The following is a 20,626-nucleotide window of genomic DNA, read 5'->3' as shown; positions in this document are numbered from 1 at the left end:
GCTCGCAGCGAGGCGCCTTGCATACGCATGATCATTAGCGTTACGCGCTCTTCGATGGTCAAGTGGGTGTAGTGAGTAGTCATGCAGCACCTTACCTCGGGTGTTGCACTTGGTCACTGAGACCGCCGAGCTACTAGAGATTTGGCAGTAGTACATTTGTACTCCACAGCTATTTAGTTCTGAAAACTAACGCGTAATCCACCCACAGACTGCTACTAGTATACCGAGACCGTCGTCGCTAACATATCTCGCAATGGCCATTATTTGGCCATCATGCTTGCACGCCAGAAAAGTGCTGGAGGAGTGCTCGGACCGTTAACCTTCCAAAATGGACAAGGGAATGCAACAGGCGAATTTTCAGGTCGACCCAAGGTTGGCGACCCTGCTTGGTCAAGATTACTCCACCACCGAAAAAGCACTCAAGGAGCTGATCGACAACGCTTGGGATGCAGATGCGCATCAGGTGACGATCAGCCTGCCGGCGCCTTTGAGTGACGCTCCGATCGTTGTACAGGACGATGGCAACGGTATGACCCGGCAGGAACTCGAATTTCAATACATGAAGATCGCGTCTGATCGACGGGTGAGGGCGGGTGGTCGTACGCGTAAGCTACGCCGGCAAATCAAAGGCAAAAAAGGCATCGGTAAATTCGCTGGATTGATGTGTGCATCCACGATGACAGTCAGTACCAAGGCGCGTGGCGTCCATATAGCGTTCACGCTCAACGTTGAAGACCTCAACTCAGCTTCCGCTATCGAGAGTCTGGCATTGCCACTCGATGTCAGGGACTGCGAGGCGGACGACCATGGTACTTCTGTGACACTCACACACCTTCGGCAGGGCCTCCGATACCCAAACGCTGACAAGCTCCGTCAAGAGTTGATCATGGAGTACGGGCAGCAAAAAGACTTCAAGATCATCATCAACGGCAAGCCCCTAGATATTGATGACCTTGATGGTGATTTCCAGGAGTTGTCAGCAACTGTGCCTGAAGCTGGCGACATTGTTCTGCGTTTCACCATCAGCAGCAAAAAGAGCGGATTGCGTCGTCCAGGGATCACCCTGCTAGTAGATGGCAAGGCGGTTGGAAAACCTTGGTATTTCGGTCTTGAAAACAGCGATGAAGTCCCGGCTCGCCTCCTTAAGAAGCTCTATGGCCAGGTTGAAGCTGACGGGATCATGAAGTACGTCACTGCGGGCTGGGATTCAGTTATCGAAAATAGTGAGGGATATGTCCAGGTCGTCGCATTTGTACGGGAGTCTCTGCTTCAGGCTTTGAGGGCGACACACGGCATGGAGATGCGGATGGCGCATGCTCGCTTGAAGAAAGCGATGGATGAACGGCTACAAAAACTGCCACAGCACAAGCGAGAGTATGCTGATCGGGCTATCAAAAAAGTCTTGAAAAAGTACTACGACGAGCCCGCCCATAAGGTGCAGGCGCTCGCTCATGTGGTGCTGGAGGCGGTAGAGCGCAGCGAGTACCGCTTGATCATGGAACATTTGGCGGAGGCGAGTCGAGGAGACATCAGCAACCTGGCTGATGCCTTGGAGCGTTTTGGACTGGCTGATATGGCCATCCTTGTTGATCAAGCTAAAGCTCGGTTGCAGTTCCTCGATGAGTTGGAGCAGCTGATCAAGGACAAATCGTGCCTGGAAATTACTGTCCACCGTGCGATCGAGTACAACCTATGGATCCTTGGCGCTGCCTTCACCGTGTTCAGTTCGAACATCACGCTCAAGCGGCAAGTTGAGGAACTGCTGAACCAGACCTATAACGGACGCGATGCAGCAACACGCCCAGACTTACTATTGAATGAGAGCTTAACAGGAGAATTCCTGCTAATTGAGTTCAAACGGCCAGCACATCCACTTACCTATGATGACTATCAGCAGGCAACCAGATACCGTCATCACCTTAAAGGCTATACCGCTAAGCCAATTCGAGTAGTAGTTATTGGGGGGGAAAGTAGATGACTTCCCTACTGGTCAAGTCGAACCGAACGTTACTCATTTATTGTTTACCGATGTCATCTCCACTGCGCGTCGCCAAATAGAATGGCAGCTTGAGCGTACTCCGGTGAATGCCTGAAGGCCGGAGGTATCGCGAGAGCAGATCGACGCGAAGGTGACGGCTTAGGCCAACTGACACGACCCACCTCAAGGAAGTGCTAGGTGGTGCCAGCGCCTCAGTCGTTGCCTTTTTTATAAGTTGGGCCTTCATCCCTGCTGGAACGAAAGGCCCCTCCGATAAAGATCAAATCATAGTCGATGAATCATTTGGTCGTGGGTATTGATATCAGGCCTCCTCAAGCAGTTTCACCTCAGGTAATGGATCGTTTTTCGCCTCTGCTAAAAGAGACTCTAGATCTGGGTAGTGTCCGCTGCCAATGCGCGTTACGATCGCCTTCGCCAATTTTGCACATTCGGATCTAGTTGCCGAAATAAATACTGCCTCTTTCGCCACAGAGTAATCGGCGACGTAAGAGGTGCTCTTGAATAGATCGGGGAGGCATTCTGCCAAAACTCCAACGTCGTCGTCAGAAATCCAAGATTGGATGAGCAGCTGACGAACCACAACCAGCAAGGGTCGAATTACAGTCGGTCTTCCAGACTCAATGAGAGAAGTTAATCGAGGTATGAATTTTTCAGCTGTTTCATCGATACCCAATTCTTTTGCCTTGCTAACCGCGCGAGCAGCGTAACCAACCTTGGTTACGTCCTCATCTCGAAGGCCCTGCCTGATCGATCTGTCCAGATCATGCCTCAACTCTGGAAGATGCTGTGCGATATAACACAAGGCCAACGGCGTCGCGGGGAAGCTATCCTGCGACGCGAATTCTCTAAATTGCCCCACCAATTCGGGTGTCACCTGCTCTTTTTTGAGCCAAGGTAGTACGCTCCATGCAAGGACCTCCGCAATCAGTGGACCTGATTCATATGGGTCAGAAAACATATGTACCAGGGTTGAACCGTCATCATCTGGCTGCCTCCAGACAACCAACTCATTGAAGCACGCGAGCGCCTGCTCAGGAGTGGGGGCTAACCTATTGCCACACCCTTGCGCTTGCGATGCCCATAGCAGCTTACGGAGGTCGCTAACTTCCAGTGACAAGGGACTCCGATACAAATATTCCTTAATGACCTGGTCAGTCGCTTCTCGATCAGGTGATGGTAGAAGACTGAATATGTGAGGGTTAATACTGGAGTGCGGCAATGTATTAGATTGCAACTCAGCACCATAGATCGCCCTGACCAGATTTTCATTTTCCTTTTCAGTCGTAAAACCCTTTGTAACTAGCGGCAGAAGACGTGCAATTGTTGCGGTGCTAATATTGGGTATGGAACTCGCCTGGTTAAGCTGCTCCAACATTTCTGCCGGAACCCCCTCAATCGGGCGAGTTATCAATGGGCGAGGTTTGATAGAGGTCTTCGCAATAGACTCAATCATCTCGTAGATTCTCAACGCGATTCTCGGATTGTAATTTCTTGGGCCCGGATGGTGTGCAGTCAACTCAGGCCATTCAGCATGACCTACTTCACTTGCCAGCGGAAACATAAGAATTTCTTCCAGCAATTCGCTCTGCTGACTGTAGGGGATGCTCTCCAACGAGTAATTCAGTAGGTGCCCATAGGCCCTGCATATCCAAAAATGTCGGACAACTCTATGTTCTTTTAGACCAATCGCGAAGCGGAAGACCTCTTTAGCTTCGTCTGCCGTGGATCTGACGACCAGCCGGGCGTAGGCTTCAAACATGACTCTCAGCTTTGAAAGGGCGAACTCCGAGCTGACTTGCCTGGCATAATATCTATTCAAGAAGTGCTTGATGGCACCCCTGCACAGTTGCTTCATTTCATGAATTGTCTCCGCTGGAGCGGCAGCCACATTTACCCGTGAGAACATGCGATTCAGGTGAGGCGAGGTATCAACTGTTGCAAAGCGCAGCGAATGCCTCATACAATCGTACTGTGTCAACTCATCCAAAAAAGCAATTTTCTCGTACTGGGTTGAGAATATATTCACGCCTTCATAAATTGGAAGAATACCTGTGGAACGCATCAATCCATCTGCGATCAAGAGCACGTGAACTTCGTTGCTAAGCCGTATAGTCTTGGAGTTGTCCTTATATTTCCCCACTTGGAAATATGGTTCAACCGAAGATTTTTCATCATTTTTATCCAGTCGAGTTCTAACTGTTTCCTTCAGGTATTCAATCTCATCCCACGGATCACATTTCCATTTTGACAAAATGCTTTTAGGTACGGTGTTTGACTTACCGGAACTCCTCATGTCAAACACTTTAACCAAAAGGTCGGCCCATGCAAGTCTCGATAAAATTTGTACAGAGTTTGGACTTTTTCTATATTGGTCGATTAGTATGGCATGGCTGTCCTGAATCAACTTTACTGCTCGCTCAGTCTCTCCCAGCTCAGCGAGAACGCCCGACTTTTTAAGCTTCCATTCCGGTGTATGTTCTGGCAGGTGAGAGGCTTCGCCTTCCATCTCTTCAAAATTCAGATTGAGCCTGGCGCGATTAACCTTGAAGTAGGCAACCTCCGCCGCGGCCTCCGGCCAAAACTGAACTCGCTCTTCAATATGCGCAATGATTTGGGCTTCGAACTGTCTTTGCTCTTGCAGCCCACCGATAGACCAGCGAGCAGTGTTAAGCAACACCAAGGCGATTTCCAGTTGTTGCTTTATTGTGAGTGCTACGGGCTCATCAATGACAGCGAGGAGTTGCTGTAACAACCAACCAGGAACCGCGTCAAAAGTAACTGCATATCGCCAAGAAACTTCGTAGAGGACCTTTTCTCGCAGCTCCACCGAACACGCCCCCAAAGTACTAGGGGTTATGCTCATGCCCCTGTATTGGCTCTGAAGGAAAAATCGTAACCCATACGGACAAACCATCCAGCCAGGATAACTTTTCCGATCAGCCTCCATCACCGATGCGGCCTCTGTGAGGGTAAGATTTTCAATCGATTGCGGCCTCCATTCAGAGGCGTGTACCGGCTTGAGATTATTCAGTGTTTGGATAAAAAGTTCTGTAGCTTGGAGGTGTCTAAGACCAGCGTCGTCCAGATGTTTAACAGCATCCCATAGGTCGATGGGCGCGACGTTAATGGATTCGAGATATTTCCTCTTCGCGGCTGAAAGGTTTAGAGCACCTACCAGGTACACTCTGCGCGACTGACTCTGCAAATGGTCGCGAACCCAGCCGGTCCACTGCAAGAAATTAGGGTCCTCACCGGAAAAGCCGAGCAGACATAGCTCGTTCTCGATGAACACCTGGCGAGAAAAATTGACGAAGGCGGCATGGGTTTCAGGGTAGCGCCGGTAGTCTTCCTGAGTGAATATGAGTTCTTCGGTGGTATTAACCGTACCATGAAGCTTGGTAATTCGGGGGGGAGAAACGGCGGCCAAGTCGGTTTGCTTAGTCACGGTACTGTAAATGGGTACGTGAACTCGTTCACTGGCGCGCTCAAGAAGCGTATCCCAATTAGTCGTCAACACATCGGACCAGGGCAGCTGCAACAGCTTGGTGTGCAAGTCACCCGGTGACCATGCAGAGTCATCAATTTCCGCTCTGATGAGGTCATTGAGTGTTTGCTGTCCGAATTGCGCCTTGTACAACTCAGCCAGGCGCAGAGGGTCGAGGTACGCTAAATTCGGGTCACCAGGGTCCAGTTCTGTGGCCAATTTTCGTGAGAAATCCATCCAAAGCGGCATCAGGCGTGTGCTGTCGCCACTTTGTGCTGCGCATCGGCTAAACCCGGCACCGACCATCACCGCAGCACCTCGATACGATGCGTCCTGTCGCCACAATACGCCTGCCAGCTTCTTCAGCGCAGGATAATCCTGGAGCGCGACTACTTTTTGTTCAGCAATTTCCATAAACGAACGTCCATCCGAGGCAAGTAACTAGTGCGATAGCGTTAGGCCATCATACTCGACCCTCACGTCGCACTCCAGACGTTGCCCATGTGGCGTTTTCTCCAGTAACTCGCAGACCAGAGCGCAGAGGTATGAGCTTTAGCGAAGCTTGAGGTACTTCACCGAATGCGCTCGCTGCTCGTCCAGGGAGTTGTAGTAGGTGTTCTGCGTAGTGCTCAGGCTGTTGTGACGCAAGTCCGCCTGGAGGTCCTTCATTTCTCGGAACGGTGCGTCGAATGTCGCGGAGGTGTGGCGCAGCCAGTGCAGTGACGCGGACCGCAGGTTATCGATCTCGTCCTCATGACGACCCTCAGCCGTCATTTTAAACAGCGCTCGATCAAAGACCTGCTGAACCAGCAGGCGCAGGTGGCGACTGGACAAGCCACTGCGGCCGTGCAGCGTGGACAGCAGCGGATGGATTTCATGAGGCAAGGGCAGGGGAGACAGCCCCAGGTGCCGCCGATAGCGCGTCAGGTAGCAATTTACATATTCGTCGCGAACGCTGATCTTCGCCGCCTTGTTGCCCTTTCGCAGGAATCGCGACTTCACCACGGGACCCACCCAGGATGGCGCAGGCTTGAGACAGAACTCCATAAAGGCTTCGGCATCGCTGCGCCGCAAGGCCAGCAGGGGGTTTTCAGCCACCAGTAGCGACCAGAGCAGCAAACGCTCGACATGCGTGCGGTAGGAGTTGAAGGTGGAGACGATGACATGGGACAACCTGAACAAAGGATGGCGCTGGGAATTTGCAATATCCGGGTCTGGGAGTTATCGGATATTGAGGGGAGTGCATAGCCATTTTTTTGAGAAGATCGAAGCCATTCGATTAACTCAACTAAATGAATATTTAGTTTAGTTAATCTTTCGCAGGATGGCAAAGAGGAGAAGTGGAGGGTATCAGAGTCGATGGCAATTGCAAACCGCACCCCTGATCCTTTATGCGAGGAGGATTTCTAGCCCGCAATTAAGAGCAAGCAGGTATCGATATGATCTGAAGGAAACCCATTTAGAGATGCTCTCCATCTGCGAGTACAGATGGCCCGTGAGGCTTTATGGACATCCTTGGAGGTAGCGAAGGCCCTCGTGCCGATTGCACAAACGGCCAGATTCCGGTGGATTGAAGAGTTCCGTGTTTTTCCACCGGTTAAACGTGCGGAATCAACGTTCAAATACAAGGTTGCACCAGCTTTTACAGAAGAAAAGTACTCGTGATTTCAAGATTTTCCACTGATTCGACACGCAAAATACTTCTCTACTTGTCAGAGTTGGTATGGATTTATCTCGAAGATCGCCGCTTCAAGAAAAATTCGCCACTCAAGAATAGGCATGATTCTGAGCATACCGACTGTGTGAAGCCCCAATTCCTGATGAAGTCGAGCACCAGTCCAATTTGTTACCATTTTTTATGCTTTTTCCAACGAATTAAAAAACAAGGTGCCGCATCTAGCACGGGCATTGCGTTGCTTAGTAGCCCAACGCACCTAGTGACTACTTCCGATAACACACAAGCCCGTAGACCTTTTTCCAACGTTTCAATTGAGTGGTTATCACTAGCAGAGGTTCGCCTAACTAGTCATTTTCCTCACGATTCAAAAAAACCGTGATCCCAAAACGATCTGGGACGGCCATTTTTTCTACGGGCGCGGCTTGCCCGCAGCAAGCGGCCCATTTGAGGGCTAAAAGTGAAACTCGTCAAGATCGCTCTAGCACAGGCCTTGCAAGCCACCTGGTAGCCTAGAAATATTTGCACCCGAAATTTCGCAGAGTTCAAAGGGGCCTTGAGCATTAGCCCTTAAGGCCATACTACTCATGGGTGCGTATCTCTGTACGAACCTGCGCATAATGCATATTATGTTAAACTGGATGCTATGTCCGATATGTTCATAAGCCACCTCGCGACTTCGGAATTTCGGAACTTTTCCTGAGGCTATCGCTAAATGAGGCGACTCATCATTAGTCATGCTTAACCCATTGATCTGATTGAATAAAATCGACCATTAAGGCAATGCCCTGCGAATTAAAGCGACATCTGTGCTGCTCAGCCTCATCATCTGAAGCCAAAGTGCCCAATTTTTTGAGTCAGACATCGATTCCTAAACCTTTTAGCGTTGGCAATTAATGAGGAGTTTTTCCCACTCTTCGGAGTAAGCGTCGTGAATCGACGAAAAATCCTCCCTTCAGAATGCAAGATTGAGGCGACTCTCCCGCGCTCGTGCAACAGATTGAGGCGACTTTCCCAGGTTTTGGAATCAATAAGGCGACTTTCCCACGCCTTGGAAGTAATGAGGCGACTTTCCACCAGCACCGCTGCTGCGTTCAAGTATGGCTTTAAGGATGTTTGTGCAGCTTTTATATCAGTTAGGGAGTATAGGGAAGTATCCAAATTTAAGAGCGCTTGATGAGCGCATTTGCCTGAACCTGAAGGAGCGCGCAAGACATCTGTCATTGATCCAGTCACGGCACTCTCATGTTGCGCCTAGCTAGGCTTGTCGTTACCATCAGTCATTCGACGCTTTTTCTTCGCAAAAGGTTGAAACTTCCGATTACTGTCATAACTGGAAGTCTATTGTATTCAAAATTCTGGCTGGTACTTCATGGCGCGCGCACCCCAACCCTTGTTCGAAACCCACGATAACTTCATCGAGCAGGACTTCAGTTTGCACGGCTCACCGCTGGCCTGCGTCGGCGCCTTTCTGGGCGAGTGTAACGCCGCACTGGAGGCTGACCGCGGCTACGCCGCGGTACGTTCGTTTCTGCGCGCCTTTTCCGACAACGCCCAGACGTTCAACTCGTACCGCAGTCATACCGAGCGCTTACTGCTGTGGGCGCTGCTGGTCCAAGGCAAACCGCTGAATCAACTCAAACGCCAGGATGCCCAAGACTATCTGAACTTCTGTCGAAACCCGCCAGATGACTGGATGGGTCCGGTGACCCGCAGCCGGTTCGTCAGTAACCCGCACGCGCTCGATGCCCGCGAGGCCTACATCCCCAACCCCAAATGGCATCCGTTTAATAGCAAGTCCCGCAAAGTGATCGCTGCAGAAACTCCCAGCACCCCGGAGTATCATGCTGCGAATGGCACGTTGAATCAGGTGTATACGGTCTGCAGTCGCTTCTATGAGTTTCTTGTTGAAGATGGCTTTGCTCAGACGAACCCCTTTCGGCTCCTTAAAAAAGGCAATCGATTCTCCACGGAAGCGCTGGGAGTTACTTCTTCGCGGGCACTTACGCCGTTGCAGTGGGACTTTGTGCTGGATACCGTTGAAGCAATGGCGAACGCCGAACCGGAGCGGCATGAGCGAACATTATTTATTGTTGCTACGCTGTTCGCCATGTACCTGCGGGTTTCAGATCTCTCCGGTCGTAAAAACTGGAAACCCACAATGGGTGACTTCCGCTTGGATGATGAAGGCAATTGGTGGTACTTCGCGGTGGGTAAAGGCAACAAGGCGGCGAAGATTGCCGTGCGGGATATCTACGTAGAGCGCTATTTGAAACGTTATCGGCGATTCCTGGGACTTCCCGAGTTACCTCATCCAGGAGAAACTACGCCTCTGATCACGACGCTCAACGGCCGCGCCGGTTTGTCTGATCGACAGATCCGCGCCCTCCTCCAAACCGTGTTTGATAAAGCCGTAGAGAAGATGCGCAGCGAAGGCCGCGCGAACCACGAGATGGAAAGTCTGCGCTGTGCGTCTGCGCACTGGCTACGTCACACCTCGGCCACCTTTGACGCGCCGCTGCGAAATCCTAAGGACCTGCAGGAAGACTTGCGTCACAGCAACCTCAGTACGACCCAGAACACCTATTATCACTCGCATGATCAGGAGCGCGCACATTCGGTCAAGCGCATTGGCATGCGTGACCGCGGTTGAACTCGAATCACTTGGTCGCCGATCGCCAGCCTGCCCTCCAACATGGCACGAATCCATTTTCTAGGAATTCACAGTGAAAATTACCGGGCTGGTCGAGATTGAGTGCATAACCGATATCATGTGTGACGTCTGCGGGAATTCTACGCGCCTGGCTGCGGGCATTTATCAGTATGGAACCCTACAAGCCCACTGGGGGTATGGCAGCGAACACGACGGCCAGCGATTCGAGGTACACCTCTGTGAGCACTGCTTTTTCCAGACCCTGGCGTACGTGAAGCAAGAGCGACGTGTTCAACAGCTGTTCAGTGATGAGCCGAAGGCTGAGAGCGGTGATTTGGGCTTGGTCGCCCAGGACGACTACTTCCAGGACGCGGGCCGCCGTTGACTGGTCGACCATTAGTCAGCCGGTGGATCCGAATTAGTGGTGGTCTATCTCTCAGCGGGCAGCTCAGAACTGGCTGCTGGCATCCCCTACCCCCTAATTCTTAAGGAGGGTCTCGCAGATGAGCGAAATTCGAAAGGCGAGGAATGTTGCCGGTCGAGAGGCGATTTTCCAGTCCAAGGCACAATCCAGAGTCATGGCCAGCGGAGATTGGCTGACCTGGCCTGAGCTAAATGCGCTGCTGCCGGAGTTAGCAGAGCAACTCAGCGCCGGCGCTCCTGGCCGGTATTTAGACGGTGCAATCTTCTCTATCAACTACGAGGGCGTGGAGTACTTTCCACGTTTTGCCATCGATGCATGCGCCTTGGCCATTGCGGCCCGGGGAATACAGCGCGTCATCGCTGTGCTGGCCACCAGGCTGAATGGCTGGGGCATGGCGTTATGGTTCGAATCATCCAATTCGTATTTGGGCGGTAAGCTGCCGAAGGACATCATATCGTCCGACCCCGACGCGGTGGTTCAAGCCGCACAGTACGAGATAGATGGGGCCTTGCATGGTTAGCGCTGCTCGTAGCTAGGCCCATCGCCGCGCCTCGCTCGCTATACCCAAGAGACAAAACCGCTTTATTTAGCGACGCCCTCCTCCATTCAGGCTTCCGGCCGGCAGTCTTCGGCAGTGCTAGTCAGGAATCTTCCACGATTCTCGACACGGTGTCCTGTACAGGCCAATTGAAAAACGGGGAGCAGCGGCGGTGGCCATAGGCATTTTGGATGTAGAAGGGGCCACCTTAGCCATGGAATGATCTACGCATAGCTACGCTGCTCCCCGAAGCGGGTTTCAGTGAGCAGCGATGGTAGTCGATCCAGGACGACATGAACACTATAGCGCTCATTTTGGGCGCTGAATCGACGGTCAAGGCTTGAGCGCCTCTTTTTTCACCTGTTTGATCAGCCCGTCGAAGCTCACCTCCGGGTCTTGGATAAGATACGCAGATACGATGAGGCTGAGTGGGTGGACACCCATGCGGCCGGCCAGCTCTTCAATTTTTTGGATGGTCGGCGACTTGAGTCCTCGTTCGAGGGAGCTTACGTAGGTTCGACTACTGACTACGGCGAAATCTTCCTGGGTCAGATCGTGCGAAATGCGCATGCGCCGCAGTGCCTCACCCAGGGATTCACGGATTTCCATCATCATTCCTCATAAAAGGAATGATGAAGCGCTATCGAACACGATAGGGCTACAATCTATAGTGTTCATTGTGGGATAATTTGAGTTTTCCAGCCCTGGTGACTGGTCGCCTAGGGGTATGCAGCGCTCAGTGGAGCCCGTTTTGATCTATTTGTCCGAATCTCACACCCGTACTGTCCGTACGGGTTCCTATTGTGAAATTGAAGGGATGTGCTTTTGGGTAACCTTGCGGCCGCTTTTCAACGGTGAGAGCGAGCGAGCAGCTGTGGTTGAAGATGCCTACGAACTCAACGTCTTCCTGTCCCAGGCAACGGGCGTCGAGATCGCGCAGGTACAAATGCTATGCCCTCCTTCCATCACCGGACGTCCGCACTGGAGTCTGGAAGAGCTTCGTAAGATTGTGATTCACCGTGGGCTTGAGTCCTCGCAAAGCGCAGTGATTTACGAGACTGCGGTGGCCACCTACAAATTAGGTGACCTCGATTTACGCCTGCGGAAACGGTCACACGCGTTGTACTCAGCGCGAAACCTGAAAGCGCGAATCACCAGCGCGGCCCCTCAACCTAAGTCTGCTGACGAACCGCAGTTGTACGCGCACTTTTGATGTAGGAACGCACACCGTCGTTGAACGGTGAAGCGTCCACACATGTTTTTTCGGCGCGAGGCCCCCGAATTGGTTGTTCACTGATCCGATGCCACCCGCGGCCGCTCTCCTGGCAGCCTTCCCTGCCCCACGTTAGGAAGATGAGTACTCATGGACACCCTAGCAAAAGCCGCAGACGCATTGCGGGATGCGCAACATATCATGGTGTTTACCGGCGCTGGCGTTTCTGCCGGCAGCGGCATTCCGACTTTTCGTGACCGACTAACCGGGTTGTGGGAGCGCCAAGACCCTCAACGGTTAGAAACCGCGAAGGCATTTCGCGAAAACCCGGCGCTGGTTTGGGGCTGGTACCTATGGCGTCGCCAGCAGGTCATGCAAGCTCTGCCCAATGCGGCACATCAGGCGATCCACCGGTTATCTGGCAGCGGTCGGAGTGTCACTGTGGTTACTCAGAATGTTGATGATCTGCACGAGCGGGCGGGCAATCAGGACGTGCTTCATCTCCATGGCAGCCTGACGCTTCCCAAGTGTTTCAGCTGTCATCGCTCTGTCGCGGGATCGCTTGAATTTCCGAGCTTTCCAGCGGAAGGCGCATTGATAGAACCGCCCCGCTGCCGACGGTGCAACGGTCGCTTACGTCCAGCTGTGGTGTGGTTTGGTGAGGATCTTCCGCCAGGCGCATGGAAAACCGCCAGTCGAACAGCACGACAGTGTAATGTCATGCTTTCTATCGGGACTTCCGGCGTGGTCCGGCCCGCTGCTGACTTACCAGAAATGGCGTTGGCGTCTGGTGCAGTGGTGATACACGTCAATACCCTAGATGTATCCATGAATGGGCCGAAAGAGATCATGCTGATTGGCCCCGCTGAGAAAATACTGCCCGATCTGGTTGCTCTGGCGCTGAACGACTGAGTTATCGCAGCGCTGCCAGTGTTTATTTCGTCCAAGCTCTCCCTTCGTCTGTTCCACTTGGCGGGCCTTAAAAAATCCGTGAGAATGTCATTTGGCCATTACCAAATGTACGGAACACTCATATGCCACGGAAGCGCAAAGGGAGCGGCGGCGGGTCGATCGCTCTGTACGCCCTGTTATTTGTTATTGCCCTCTTGGCACAGATCCCTAAACAGGTGTGGATTGCCATTGGGGTCGTCTTGGGCATAGGCGTATTGATATGGGCCGTCAGACGTGCCACCCGGGCAAAGCCTTACGTTCCTGAAGATGACTTTTCTGTCGAGATCGCTGCGGTGTCTCGACACGCAACGTCCCCCAGTGTCACTGTCCAGTTCAGCACCAGTACCCGCGAACCAGACTTCCATACTGTCCAGGTCGGCTCCTCCAGCGACAGTCAGAGTTACGCCATTCCAAAGCCAAGTGCCAAGCCCGCGGGGGTTCGTTGGCTGGCTGAAAATGAGTCCGTTAACGTGGCTGGGTTGGCCATCCCCGGCGGACTGCTTTACATCACCGAGCGGGCGACTCAATTTGGCCAAACTGAACCGTCCCTGATCGACGCCACGCTCCGTGTCGCGCGCTCACCGATGAACCTCACCGAGCGACAGATGCCGTACTGGCCAAGCTACCGGAGCATCACGCCCGAGGCGCGGCGAGCGTACCTGCAATGGTTGGCAGGAGGTCGTCGCCAGCCTGCTGATGCGGGTTACGTGTTCCTGTTTTTCTATGGGCTTGAACGCCGTGCGCTGATCGATGCACCGACCGACCCTCAGGCCAAGGCAGAAATCCCGGCCATCAAGGCCGAGGTCGAGCGTTTACTTGGTCTTTACGGCGATAACAATTCTTTCCGCGGTTACGCTACCCGTTTCCTCGCCCATATCGACGCGGGCGCTGTTCAGCCTCAGAGCTACCTAAGCGAGCCCGGCGCCAGCCCCGCAGATGGGTATGAGCTACCTATGTCCCTGCGCGTTGCGCTGGGACAGATGGCCGTGGACAAGTATCCGCTTAATTCGAGCTGGGCATTGGCCTGGGCGCTTGCAGAGCCCAACATCTCCAGGCGCACACCTGTGACGCGGTGTCCCGAGCAATTCGCAGCGCTCTTCAAACACGAATTCGCGAAGCGCTATCCCAGCGGCATTGTGCTGCCTCAGAACAAGACCAAGCTGAAGGTCGCCTATCGACCCGCTACTGCCGGATTGAATATTCCGGCAGTAGCCGTAGGTGACCTTCCTGATGTCGCGGCGACCTCAGGAACGCGTAACAAGCTGCAGGTCATTGTCGAGGACTGCACCTCCGTACTCGACGCTTTCAGTCGGTACCTAGGGCGTAATCCAGACGCCGGAGATAGCCTGGAAGCCATCCTGCAGTTGCCAACCGAACTCTGGCCTATTGAGGCAAAAGCAGAGCTCGAACAGTTGGAGCAACGCGTCGGGGGCGAAACCATCTGCATGAGTTTCGGAGAGCTGGCAGGTCGATTCAAATCGGCCGGCGCGCTTTCCCGTGACAAAGTGATCGCCCTTGCCCGGGCGTTGGAGAGCAAGCGGATCGGATTGGAACCCGACGTCCTGTCTGGCAGCCGCACCCCCAAGTCTGAAGACACCATCGCGCTGTTCGCGGCGGACTCTGACGAAGGCACGCTTCGCTCTACCGATGCCTACAGCGCCGCAGCAGTGACGTTAGACCTGGCCAGTGCAGTCGCTGCAGCAGACGGTGACACCTCGCTTGAAGAAGTAAGTCTGCTCTCAGGCCACATTGACTCGTGGGATCACCTCTGCATCGCGCATCGCAAACGCCTGAAAGCGCACCTCCAAATTCAGCTGAAGCAACCGCCCACGCTGGCAAGCCTCAAGAAGAAGCTTGAGCCCTTGACCCTCGAGGCCAAACGGAAAATTGCCAGCTTCCTGGCCCACCTGGCACATGCGGATGGCGAGGTGACGCCGCAGGAAGTGAAGCTGCTTGAGCGCGTGTACAAATCGCTCGCTCTCGATCCGCAGTTCGTCTACAGCGATCTCCATAGTGCAGCCGTTCGCCCTTCCCAGGTCATGGAGGCAATGCCTTCGACTGTCGCGCCGGCGACTGCGACGGAGGCGTCAGAAGGCATGGGTTCAGGCTTCGCACTGGACATGAGCAAGGTCGCTCGTCTGCAACAAGAAACGGCAGAGGTGTCGGCGCTTCTGGCCAGCGTCTTCAATGAAGAGTCTCCCCCCGAAACATCTGGCGCCTCGGCACCAGAAACGCTTCAAGATCAGGAGGGCAGTAGCGCCGAACAGCTTGCTACCGTTCATGGTTTGGACGTCGAGCATTCTGCCTTCCTCCGCCTGTTGGTTTCTCGGACTGAATGGAGCCGCGCTGAGCTGGAAGACGCAGCCAGTGATATGGAATTGATGCTGGATGGCGCCCTGGAACGGATCAACGACACAGCATTTGAGCTGTTCGACATGCCCGTGACTGAAGGCGATGATCCCATCGAAATCAACCCCGAAATTCTGGATGAATTAGCCCTATGAGTAAGATACGAGCCAAGGATCGCGACGCGGTCATTCAATCGCTGCGTGCGGGTGTTGTGCCCCGTGTAGGGCAGCACCTGATCCAGGTAGGTCGGGCGGGTGAACTCGACTCGCTGCTCAAGGATGTGGATCGTCTCGCAGATGGCGGCTCCGCATTCCGCGTCGTCGTTGGCGAGTATGGCGCGGGTAAAACCTTCTTCCTCAACCTGGTTCGCGGCATCGCAATGGAGCGCAAGCTCGTCACCATGCACGCTGATTTGAATCCGGACCGTCGTCTTCATGCTTCGGGTGGTCAGGCGCGATCCCTTTACTCCGAACTGGCCAAGAACATGGCCACGCGCACCAAACCCGATGGCGGCGCGCTCCAGGGTATCGTTGAGAAATTCATTTCCCAGGCTAAAACGGAAGCCAAGGCTAAAGGTGTTGAGAGCGAGGTCGTCATTCGTGAGTACCTGGCGGAGCTCACCGAAATGGTCAACGGTTATGACTTTGCCGACGTCATTGCTGCCTATTGCCGCGGTTTCGAGGAAGGCAATGAACAGCTTAAGGCTGATGCCATCCGCTGGCTGCGCGGGGAATTTTCCACCAAGACCGATGCCCGCGCTGCGCTAGGCGTCCGCACGATCGTCGACGATGCCTCCGTTTACGATCAATTGAAATTGCTGTCGCGGTTCGTGCGTCTGGCTGGCTTCGGCGGACTGATGGTGTGCCTGGATGAGTTAGTCAACCTGTACAAACTGGCGAACACTCAGGCCCGGAATGCCAACTACGAACAGATTCTTCGGATCCTCAATGATTCGTTGCAGGGCTCGGCTGAAGGCCTGGGCTTTGTGCTGGGCGGCACGCCAGAGTTTCTGATGGACACGCGTCGGGGGCTCTACAGCTACCCTGCCCTGCAATCGCGTCTCGCAGAAAACAGCTTTGCGAAGTCTGGACTGGTTGACCTTTCTGGGCCTGTCATTCGGCTCAGCAGCCTGACCCCTGAAGACTTCTACGTGCTGCTGCAGAAGCTGCGCAATGTCTATGCCTTCGGCGAAGCTGAGAAGTTCTTGCTGCCGGACGAAGCCATCCCAGCGTTTATGGCGCACTGCAACCAGCGCTTGGGCGAGGCCTATTTCCGGACGCCGCGCACGACCATTACCGCTTTCATCAACCTGCTCGCGGTCATCGAGCAGAACCCTACAGCGGACTGGCGCACCTTGCTGGGCGCGGTGGAACTGGCCAAGGATGAGGCTGGCCAACAGGATCTTGAAGTTGAGGCCGACGATGAGCTCGCCAGCTTCAAGCTCTGACTCTTCTTCGTTTGAGCGTCTTCATCCCGAGGTTCAGCAATGGGTCTGGTCACAGGGGTGGACGTCGTTACGTGATGCCCAAGAGTGGGCGGTACCAGCGTTGGTGGGCGCTGATCGCGATGTGATCATTGCAGCGTCTACCGCAGCAGGCAAAACGGAGGCCGCATTCCTCCCTATCCTGACCAACCTGCTCAACGACCGCGAGCCCGCCGGCGCAGTGCTATATATCAGCCCACTCAAGGCACTGATCAATGACCAATGGGACAGGCTCAGCCGGCTGTGCGAGCGGCTAGAGCTCCCCGTCGTTGCCTGGCATGGTGATGTGGCAGCAAGCAAGAAACAACGGTTCCTGAAATCACCTGAGGGCATCTTGCTGATCACGCCGGAGTCCCTCGAAGCCCTCTTCGTAAACAGGGGCTCAAGTTTGCCCGGGGCTTTTCAGAACCTGCGCTACATCGTCATCGATGAGCTTCATGCCTTCATTGGCAGTGAGCGCGGTAAGCAACTGCAATCGCTCATGGAACGGGTTGAGATCGTCGTAGGCAGGGCGCTGCCTCGCGTAGGACTTTCCGCGACGCTTGGGGAGATGTCGCTGGCCCGGAAGTTTCTGAGGCCGGTTCGCCCGGATGACATCACCATCATTGAGTCGAAATCCTCTAACCAAGAACTCCAGGTGCAAGTCCGCGGCTACCTTGAACAGCCGATGCAACAGGTGGTGGCGGAATACCCTGGGAAATCGTCAACAGATGAAGGCGACGAACAGGAGGAGACCTCTGGCACCAAGGTGGCAATTGCAGGCCATCTGTACAAGGTGCTGAGAGGGCACAACAACCTGATCTTCCCCAACAGGCGCCAAGAGGTTGAATGGTTTGCCGACCGACTGCGCTCACTGTGCGATAACGATGGCGTGCCAAACGAGTTCTGGCCGCACCACGGTAGCTTGTCCAAGGAACTGCGCCAGGATGCCGAGCGCGCGTTGAAGGCGGGAGATCCTCCTGCTTCTGCCGTATGCACTACTACCTTGGAGCTGGGTATCGACATCGGTAACATCCGGACGGTCGCACAGATCGGTTCCCCACCCTCTGTGGCAAGTCTCAGGCAACGGCTTGGCCGCTCGGGTCGTCGACCCGGTGAGCCTGCAATGCTCAGGGCGTACTGCCGAGAGCGCCCCTTAACGGATCAGTCTGATCTCTCCGATCAGTTGCGTGAGGGCCTTGTCCAAACGGTCGCTATGATCCGCTTGCTGATCGGTGGATGGTTTGAACCACCTCGGTCGGGAGGCTTGCACGCCTCGACACTGGTGCAGCAGTGCTTGTCGTCAATTGCTCAGCTCGGCGGTGCCTCGGCAGCGCAATTATGGGGAAATCTCATAGCAAGCGGCAGTTTTGCGAGCGTCACCAAGCCTGATTTTCTGTCTTTGCTGAAAGGTATGGGTGAGAAAGAGCTGATCGTCCAGGACAGCTCAGGACTTCTGCTGCCAGGCGAACTCGGGGAGCGATTGATCAACCATTATGAGTTCTACACTGCATTCACGAGCGATGAAGAGTTTCGTTTACTCAGGGATGGCAAGCCACTTGGCTCGCTGCCCGTCAGCAAACCCCTGACCAAGGGGCAACGCATCATTTTCGGCGGCAGACGTTGGCAGGTTCAGAGTGTCGACCTGGAAGCGAAGATGATCGTAGTCACGCCGGCGCGGGGCGGCGAGCCCCCTCAGTTTGATGGGCTAGGTGCGCAGGTGGATGATCGCGTCAGGCTTGAAATGCGAAACGTGCTGATGGAAACCACCCCCTGTCCTTTCCTGGACAAGCACGCTCAAGTCCTTCTGGAGGAGGCTCGGAGTAACTTCCGTGCCCTCGGATTGGGTAGCACGGCAATTGTTGGCTCCGCCAGTGTCAGCTACGTGGCGACCTGGCGAGGGGACTACACCAACGATGCGCTGGCCTTGCTGCTCCGGCATGTGGGCATTCACTGTGAAAACACAGGGCTCTTCCTGGAAGTTGCATTCAGTGAAGAGGATACGTTGCGAGCGTTGCGCGTGGTCGGTCAAATGGATATTTCAAATGTAGAGCCCATCTTGGAGAGCGTAGAAAACATGATCCGAGAGAAATGGGATTGGGCCCTTCCCCGCTCGCTCCTAATGAAGTCATTTGCCTCGAGCCATCTTGATCTCCAGGCCGCGGTTTTAACAGCACGACTTCTTGGCGAAGAGGCGTAGGGCGAGGCTAGCGCCCATGGCGTCTCCTCTCCTAGGATTTAGGCCTTGTTGGATGAATCGAAATCATCTACGATCTCTTCATACACCACTTGGTTAGGAGTCAGCACGGTAGCTGATTTCGCCTTGGGATATGCGAAAGCACATAAAAGCCACCTCCTGGGTGGTTTTTTTGTGCCTGCTGTTTTGGCCCCTGACGGACACTTCCAGCCTGTAGCAAAGACCCGACGCAAGTATCCCGACTCCAGGCTTGCTGGTCCACGTAATGGTGGCCAAGTTTGCCGATCACTTGCCGCTGTACCGGTAGGAGAAAATTTTTGGCCGCATCGAGCTGGCAATCGCTTTCTCGACCATAGCCCAGTGGGTTGGGCAAACTGACGTGCAATTCCGGCCGCTGGTCGATGCGCTGAGTGAACCTGTGCTGAAGCAGAGCGTGATTCAAGCTGATGAAACGCCCGTGCAAATGCTTGCGCCGGGCGAAAAGAAAGCCCATCGGGCCTACGTCTGGTCCTACAGCACTACGTCGATCTTGACGCTCGACTTTAGCCCAAGTCGCGCTGGCGAACACGCGCGCAACTTCTTGGGCGACTGGAACCCACTCATATTAGGTCTGATAAGCGAACGTTATCTGGCCTTGGGAGTGCCGTTGGGGCGGACTCGCTGGCTCACGCCACTACCGTGGCAGCCGAAGCGCTTACTGACGCCTTTGCGGCGTGGATATTGATATGGGTCAGTACCGCCCTGCTGCTGCCACCGATTGCCCTACCTAGAGGGCACCTCCCGACCCGAAGCTGCCCTTCACGAAGGGCAACAATCTGCCAATGGCGGTCATTCAGGCCGATTACAAAGGGGTTTCATTCAGCTTGATCCACATTTTTCATCGCGGCTTTCATACTCTCAAAATATCGCTTTTCGAGTATACCCAGAGCCTTAAAGGCCTTGACCCGCTTAGTCGGATCGTCAATGTCTAAGTTCTCGCCAGCCTTATCCAACTCAGCATGCGCGAAGTCAGCAAATTTATCGATGATTTCGGGCATCGTCATTAACATGCTTGCGTCGTATTGCTGCAACGCTTTGGACGTGAAATAAGATCGCACAGCATGCGCCCGCTCCGAAACTTTGGAGCTCCATATCAGCTGCGCGAGACCGACGCCTTGCTGAATCCCTCCAAGCATTACTTCAATAAACTGTATCAAGCCGACGTGGCTAATCATGAGTTCAGCAGAATCATGATATTTTGTGTTAACCAACACATTTTTTAGCCGCCGATCTGCTGTCACGAAAATAGATTTTTCGCCCTTTTCAAATTCGCTACTGAGCACGGAGACCTGAATAGCATCATGCTCAATCAGCAAAGGCGTTTTACCATGAGACAGGGAATTGGCATACGCCCGTTCCATGATGCTGTAGAGCTCTGAAAATACGGTGTTTTTAGGTATTGAAACGACCTCAAAACCTTGTTTGATCAACCAAGTCTTGAGCTTGGACTCATTGCTGAACGGAGCAAACCGAGCTAGATAGTCCGGGAATGTGATCTCCTGGTTATTGGCGATCTGAATCGCCCCTGGTTTCCTAGACACTCTCCAAGCTCAGGAAATAGCGTTTCTCATACTCTACTGGAGACAGCTGCATAGCACTGCTGTGTCGACGTTTTGGGTTATAGAACATCTCGATGTAATCG

15 protein-coding genes and 1 pseudogene are annotated in these 20,626 nt (G+C 53.9%); 10 read left to right on the top strand and 6 right to left on the bottom strand.

Annotated features, from left to right (window positions below; translation table 11 throughout):
- Positions 1 to 83: helix-turn-helix domain-containing protein (locus L6D80_RS29375; protein ID WP_143510986.1), on the bottom strand; the 83-nt coding region annotated here is incomplete at its 3' end.
- 257 nt (positions 84 to 340) lie between these two features.
- Between L6D80_RS29375 and L6D80_RS29370 the strand changes: the two genes are divergently transcribed.
- Positions 341 to 1,978 (top strand): ATP-binding protein, encoded by a 1,638-nt coding sequence (locus L6D80_RS29370; RefSeq protein WP_223849154.1) that lies wholly within the window; start codon positions 341 to 343, stop codon positions 1,976 to 1,978.
- 322 nt (positions 1,979 to 2,300) lie between these two features.
- Here the strand turns inward: L6D80_RS29370 and L6D80_RS29365 are convergent, their stop codons facing one another.
- Both L6D80_RS29365 and L6D80_RS29360 read right to left on the bottom strand, forming a co-directional pair.
- The gene (locus L6D80_RS29365; RefSeq protein ID WP_176516803.1) at positions 2,301 to 5,897 is read right to left on the bottom strand and encodes an SIR2 family protein; all 3,597 of its coding nucleotides are present in this window, start codon (positions 5,895 to 5,897) and stop codon (positions 2,301 to 2,303) included.
- Positions 5,898 to 6,035: 138 nt separating this feature from the next.
- Positions 6,036 to 6,656, bottom strand: a complete 621-nt coding sequence (locus tag L6D80_RS29360; protein WP_308700616.1) for a hypothetical protein — start codon at positions 6,654 to 6,656, stop codon at positions 6,036 to 6,038.
- 1,874 nt (positions 6,657 to 8,530) lie between these two features.
- On the opposite strand from L6D80_RS29360, the gene L6D80_RS29355 reads away from it, so the two are divergent.
- The 3 genes from L6D80_RS29355 (at position 8,531) to L6D80_RS29345 (ending at position 10,755) form a co-directional block, all read left to right on the top strand.
- On the top strand, positions 8,531 to 9,811 hold the full coding sequence (locus L6D80_RS29355; RefSeq protein ID WP_047149825.1) for a tyrosine-type recombinase/integrase: 1,281 nt from the start codon (positions 8,531 to 8,533) through the stop codon (positions 9,809 to 9,811).
- Between the two features lie 73 nt (positions 9,812 to 9,884).
- On the top strand, positions 9,885 to 10,196 hold the full coding sequence (locus L6D80_RS29350) for a hypothetical protein (RefSeq protein ID WP_009681873.1): 312 nt from the start codon (positions 9,885 to 9,887) through the stop codon (positions 10,194 to 10,196).
- 118 nt (positions 10,197 to 10,314) lie between these two features.
- Positions 10,315 to 10,755 carry a hypothetical protein gene (locus L6D80_RS29345; RefSeq protein ID WP_009681872.1) on the top strand — a complete coding sequence of 147 codons (441 nt, stop codon included), beginning with the start codon at positions 10,315 to 10,317 and terminating at the stop codon, positions 10,753 to 10,755.
- A 351-nt stretch (positions 10,756 to 11,106) separates the two neighbouring features.
- Here the strand turns inward: L6D80_RS29345 and L6D80_RS29340 are convergent, their stop codons facing one another.
- A complete protein-coding gene (locus L6D80_RS29340; RefSeq protein ID WP_016487079.1) occupies positions 11,107 to 11,382 on the bottom strand; it encodes a helix-turn-helix domain-containing protein in 276 nt (91 codons plus the stop codon).
- 142 nt (positions 11,383 to 11,524) lie between these two features.
- Between L6D80_RS29340 and L6D80_RS29335 the strand changes: the two genes are divergently transcribed.
- From L6D80_RS29335 to L6D80_RS29310, 6 genes and pseudogenes are all read left to right on the top strand, one after another.
- Entirely contained in the window at positions 11,525 to 11,986 is a 462-nt protein-coding gene (locus tag L6D80_RS29335; RefSeq protein WP_172828431.1) for a hypothetical protein, read from the top strand.
- Positions 11,987 to 12,136: 150 nt separating this feature from the next.
- Positions 12,137 to 12,898, top strand: coding sequence for an SIR2 family NAD-dependent protein deacylase (locus L6D80_RS29330; RefSeq protein WP_033690120.1), 762 nt, complete (start codon positions 12,137 to 12,139; stop codon positions 12,896 to 12,898).
- Between the two features lie 122 nt (positions 12,899 to 13,020).
- Positions 13,021 to 15,441: a tellurite resistance TerB family protein gene (locus L6D80_RS29325; RefSeq protein ID WP_009681867.1), complete on the top strand. Its 2,421-nt coding sequence runs from the start codon at positions 13,021 to 13,023 to the stop codon at positions 15,439 to 15,441.
- Positions 15,438 to 16,733: an ATP-binding protein gene (locus L6D80_RS29320; RefSeq protein ID WP_009681866.1), complete on the top strand. Its 1,296-nt coding sequence runs from the start codon at positions 15,438 to 15,440 to the stop codon at positions 16,731 to 16,733. The genes L6D80_RS29325 and L6D80_RS29320 overlap by 4 nt, the downstream gene beginning before the upstream one ends.
- Positions 16,708 to 18,948: a DEAD/DEAH box helicase gene (locus tag L6D80_RS29315; protein ID WP_033690117.1), complete on the top strand. Its 2,241-nt coding sequence runs from the start codon at positions 16,708 to 16,710 to the stop codon at positions 18,946 to 18,948. Before L6D80_RS29320 ends, L6D80_RS29315 begins: the two co-directional genes overlap by 26 nt.
- A gap of 223 nt (positions 18,949 to 19,171) precedes the next feature.
- Positions 19,172 to 19,540 (top strand): annotated as a pseudogene (locus tag L6D80_RS29310) (IS66 family transposase); the annotation flags it as partial.
- A gap of 259 nt (positions 19,541 to 19,799) precedes the next feature.
- Here the strand turns inward: L6D80_RS29310 and L6D80_RS29305 are convergent.
- On the bottom strand, positions 19,800 to 20,525 hold the full coding sequence (locus L6D80_RS29305) for a hypothetical protein (RefSeq protein ID WP_009681864.1): 726 nt from the start codon (positions 20,523 to 20,525) through the stop codon (positions 19,800 to 19,802).
- Positions 20,518 to 20,626 (bottom strand): IS3 family transposase (locus L6D80_RS29300; RefSeq protein WP_135192744.1); only part of this gene is annotated, 109 nt, incomplete at its 5' end. The genes L6D80_RS29300 and L6D80_RS29305, both read right to left, overlap by 8 nt.

It is taken from the genome of Pseudomonas ceruminis, assembly GCF_021602025.1.
Taxonomy (GTDB): Bacteria; Pseudomonadota; Gammaproteobacteria; order Pseudomonadales; family Pseudomonadaceae; genus Aquipseudomonas; species Aquipseudomonas ceruminis.
This window is presented reverse-complemented; position numbering and strand designations above follow the sequence as displayed.

Coding starts and splice junctions, on each gene's coding strand:
- L6D80_RS29370 (WP_223849154.1), top strand. CDS start 341: ATGCAACAGGCGAATTTTCAGGTCGACCCAAGGTTGGCGACCCTGCTT.
- L6D80_RS29365 (WP_176516803.1), bottom strand. CDS start 5,897: ATGGAAATTGCTGAACAAAAAGTAGTCGCGCTCCAGGATTATCCTGCG.
- L6D80_RS29355 (WP_047149825.1), top strand. CDS start 8,531: ATGGCGCGCGCACCCCAACCCTTGTTCGAAACCCACGATAACTTCATC.
- L6D80_RS29345 (WP_009681872.1), top strand. CDS start 10,315: ATGAGCGAAATTCGAAAGGCGAGGAATGTTGCCGGTCGAGAGGCGATT.
- L6D80_RS29340 (WP_016487079.1), bottom strand. CDS start 11,382: ATGGAAATCCGTGAATCCCTGGGTGAGGCACTGCGGCGCATGCGCATT.
- L6D80_RS29330 (WP_033690120.1), top strand. CDS start 12,137: ATGGACACCCTAGCAAAAGCCGCAGACGCATTGCGGGATGCGCAACAT.
- L6D80_RS29325 (WP_009681867.1), top strand. CDS start 13,021: ATGCCACGGAAGCGCAAAGGGAGCGGCGGCGGGTCGATCGCTCTGTAC.
- L6D80_RS29320 (WP_009681866.1), top strand. CDS start 15,438: ATGAGTAAGATACGAGCCAAGGATCGCGACGCGGTCATTCAATCGCTG.
- L6D80_RS29315 (WP_033690117.1), top strand. CDS start 16,708: ATGAGCTCGCCAGCTTCAAGCTCTGACTCTTCTTCGTTTGAGCGTCTT.